The sequence below is a fragment of the Armatimonas sp. genome (assembly GCF_964826245.1).
The window spans coordinates 1-3,112 of sequence record NZ_CBAYMC010000376.1 but is presented as its reverse complement, the minus strand read 5'-3'; the positions used below and the strand labels follow the sequence as shown (position 1 = coordinate 3,112).

General features: G+C 57.6%; 4 protein-coding genes. All 4 read right to left on the bottom strand.

Features of this window, described 5'->3' with window-relative positions; all coding sequences use genetic code 11:
- Nucleotides 1-536: glycosyltransferase (locus tag AC1XOS_RS21680; RefSeq protein WP_481964294.1), on the bottom strand; the 536-nt coding region annotated here is incomplete at its 3' end.
- A gap of 193 nt (nucleotides 537-729) precedes the next feature.
- Nucleotides 730-1,581 (bottom strand): glycosyltransferase family 2 protein, encoded by an 852-nt coding sequence (locus AC1XOS_RS21675; protein WP_481964293.1) that lies wholly within the window; start codon nucleotides 1,579-1,581, stop codon nucleotides 730-732.
- Nucleotides 1,581-2,615 carry a glycosyltransferase gene (locus AC1XOS_RS21670; RefSeq protein ID WP_481964292.1) on the bottom strand — a complete coding sequence of 345 codons (1,035 nt, stop codon included), beginning with the start codon at nucleotides 2,613-2,615 and terminating at the stop codon, nucleotides 1,581-1,583. The genes AC1XOS_RS21675 and AC1XOS_RS21670 overlap by 1 nt, the downstream gene beginning before the upstream one ends.
- On the bottom strand, nucleotides 2,616-3,112 hold a 497-nt coding region (locus tag AC1XOS_RS21665; protein WP_481964291.1), incomplete at its 5' end, for an O-antigen ligase family protein.

Below are 3,112 nucleotides of genomic sequence, written 5' to 3'. Positions count from 1 at the left end.
CCGACGCCGTGGGTGAAGTAGACGCGCTCGGGGGGCATGAGCTTCTTGGCTTCTTCAAAGTCCCACTGGTTGATCGTGAGCACCGCATCGGAGAGGAAGCGCCCGGCAAAGCTCTCGATGGCGCGATAGAGCGCATTGCTGAGCTTGCCTCCGAGCGGATGAAAATGAAAGCCATGCGCGGTGTAGACGCGCTTCAGCCCCCCCCGCCCCCGAGTTCGGGGGTGCCAGTGTTTGGCCAAAGTGGCGGCGAGGCGACCATAAAACCCGCCGCTAGGGTTGTGGCAGTGGACGATATCGGGCTGGAGCTTGCGGATAAGCTTGACGAGCTGGACGAGCGCCAGCATGTTCCTCGGATCGAGTGGGTTGCGCTGGATCGGGACGTGGTGCAGACCGTCCGCATGGGCCGCGACATCGTCCTTGAAGCGTGTGAACTGGCAGGCGACATGGGTCTCGTAGCCCGCCGCCTTTGCGCCGTCGAGGTGCGGCAGCATGACGCGGACGATGTGATCCAGGGTCGAGACGTAGAGGAGTTTCATGGAACCATCTCCCCGCCCTCGTCCCTCGGGCGACCCTCTTCCTGATTCCGCTCATTCTTCGCGAGGAAGAGGGTGATGCCATCTCCCACTCGTTCATCATACCCTCTTCCCAGTGAGGAACGAACGGCTGGGGAAGAGGGTCGCCTGGAGTGAGGGACGAACGCAGGGCGGGGAGATGGCAAGAAGCTTAGCTTCACCGCAGGGCCTCTTGGGCGGCGGCGATCATGGCTTGCTTACTGGCATCCCCACGCGTCGCGAGCTTCTTCAGCGCCAGCGCGAGCCGAAAGACGAACTTCACGCCGCGCTCGGAGCCGGGCCAGTACTTCTGGATGTACTGCAGCGACGAGAGATGCGTGTTGGCGTAGGTGCGCGGCTTCTCCGTCTTCCACGACTGCCCGCCGGTGTGGACAATCCGCGCCTCCGGCCAGTAGCGAAGAAACCAGCCTCGCTCAGAGAGGCGGCGGCACAGATCAACGTCCTCGTACATCAGGAAGAAGCGCTCATCGAAGCCGCTGATGAGCTCCCAGTTGGCGCGACGTAAGAGAATAAACGCCCCTAGTACGCAGGGGACGACTTGCTCTTTGGTTTCATTGAAGTTCTTGATCGCGTCCCAGCGCTTGTAGGGGAAGAAGGCTTTGGCGCACTCAGACTCCACGGTCGGGAATTTGCGAGCACACTCCCACTGGAGCGAGCCATCCGGCGATTCGACGCGGCAGGTCATTCCGCAAACTTCGCTAGGCTGTGCCGAAAGATACGCCACGCAACGCTCCAGAATGCCGGGCTCAGAGATGATCGTGTCTGGGTTGAGGAGGAGTAAAAACTCTCCCGTCGCGTGCTTAGCGGCGAGATTATTGGCCCGCGCAAACCCAACGTTTTCGTCAAGCGCCAGCACGCAGACGGTGGGGAACTGTTGGCGAACTGCCTCCACAGTTCCATCGCCGCTGGCATTATCCGCGACGATAACCTGGGCTTCAGTGGGGAGCGTGTCGAGGCACTTGAGCACGTCGTCCTTGCAGCGATAAGTGACAATCACAATGGAGAGCATTACCAAATCAGCCTCCGTAGGATTTTCTTAAGCTTTCCTTTTCGATAGCCTTTGACATTATTAACAACTTCCATGCCTACACTCTGGTTTGAAATCCACTTGAAAAATACAACCACGCACTTGGCCGCTTCACTTTCTGCCTGATCATGAACACGTTTATCGGCAAGTTTCCCTATGTATTGGCGAAGGTCAATATCATCGATGAGTCGACTTAATTTCTCCTCCCATTCCTCCATGCTATCGGCAAGAAATCCATCTTCTCCATCACGAACAACCTCAGCAAATCCTCCCCAATGACTTGCAAGACAGGGATTAAGATGACAACCAGCCTCCAACCACTTCAACTCACTTTTACAACTATTAAAACGAGTCTTCTCTAAAGGAGCAATGGCAATATCACATTGATGTGTAAAAAAGTGGTAATTATCCCAACCACCAGGCAACATTACAAAGTGCTTTACCCCCCAAAAGCGCCAGTCATAGCGAATCTTGCCGAGGAGAATGAGTTTCGCATGAGGTCGTGAATTTAGAACTTTCCTAATTACAGGCAAAATAAGGTCCAGATTACGATCATGGGTACGTGTTCCCGCAGAGAACAAAATCTCAACGGGTGCCAGTTTTGAACGCATAGAAGCATAACAGAGTTCTAGTGAGGTGTTCCAGTTACGAACTACTTCAACCGACCGTGCCCCTACCTCCGTCGCAAACTTAGCCAATGCCTCTGTGGAAACCAACACGCCATCCGCTTGACGTAGCATCGCTAATTGTAATCCTTCTTCAAACACAAGATCATCTGCACCGTAGATTAGGGTTGCGCCGGACTTGCGGACGGCATCCGCAAGCGCCTGGCCTTCTTTGTTGGCGCAGATACGGTGCAGGACGACGATATCGTGCTCCAGGCGAATCATAGGATCGTAGATCGTGGCGACATCGGCGGTGTGGCCCGCAGACTTCAGCGCTTCGGCGAGGTGTGTGCAGCGGTAGCGGGTGACGGCTCCCTCAAGCGGGTCGCAGGAGACAAAAAGGACGCGCATCTACCCTCCTCCCCCTGGCCCCCTCCTCCCAATCCTGGGAGGAGAGGCAGAAGGAGGGGGATTTTTCGTGCTCCCCTCCCCCAACCCACCTCCGCAGGGTTGGGAGGAGAGGCTGGGGGAGGAGGGCCGCCCCGCCTCACACCGGCACACATACACCCCCACGAGCATCCAGAAAACCGGCCAGGTGTAGTAGTACTCAAAGACATTGGCGCTCACTGCATGGACACACTCGCCTGCGAGGTAGGCAATCAGTGCCATGCCAAGCGCCTTGAGCGCCGGATCATCGGTGGTGCGCTGCCAGCGGCCCAGCACCCAGAAGAGGCCCAGGAGCATTGCGATCAGGCCCAGTGCGCCAGGGATTCCCAGCTCCGCCAGATACGCGATGTAGTTACCATCGGCGACAATGGTAGAGGCCGCCCCGGAGCGTGAGGCCGCATAGCCCGCCGAACCGAGCCCCGTGCCCGAGGGGTGCGCCAGGAAAATCTCCAGCCCCGCCT

Excerpts from the sequence above, each read along its gene's own strand:
- AC1XOS_RS21675 (WP_481964293.1), bottom strand. The coding sequence starts at position 1,581 with ATGCTCTCCATTGTGATTGTCACTTATCGCTGCAAGGACGACGTGCTC.
- AC1XOS_RS21670 (WP_481964292.1), bottom strand. The coding sequence starts at position 2,615 with ATGCGCGTCCTTTTTGTCTCCTGCGACCCGCTTGAGGGAGCCGTCACC.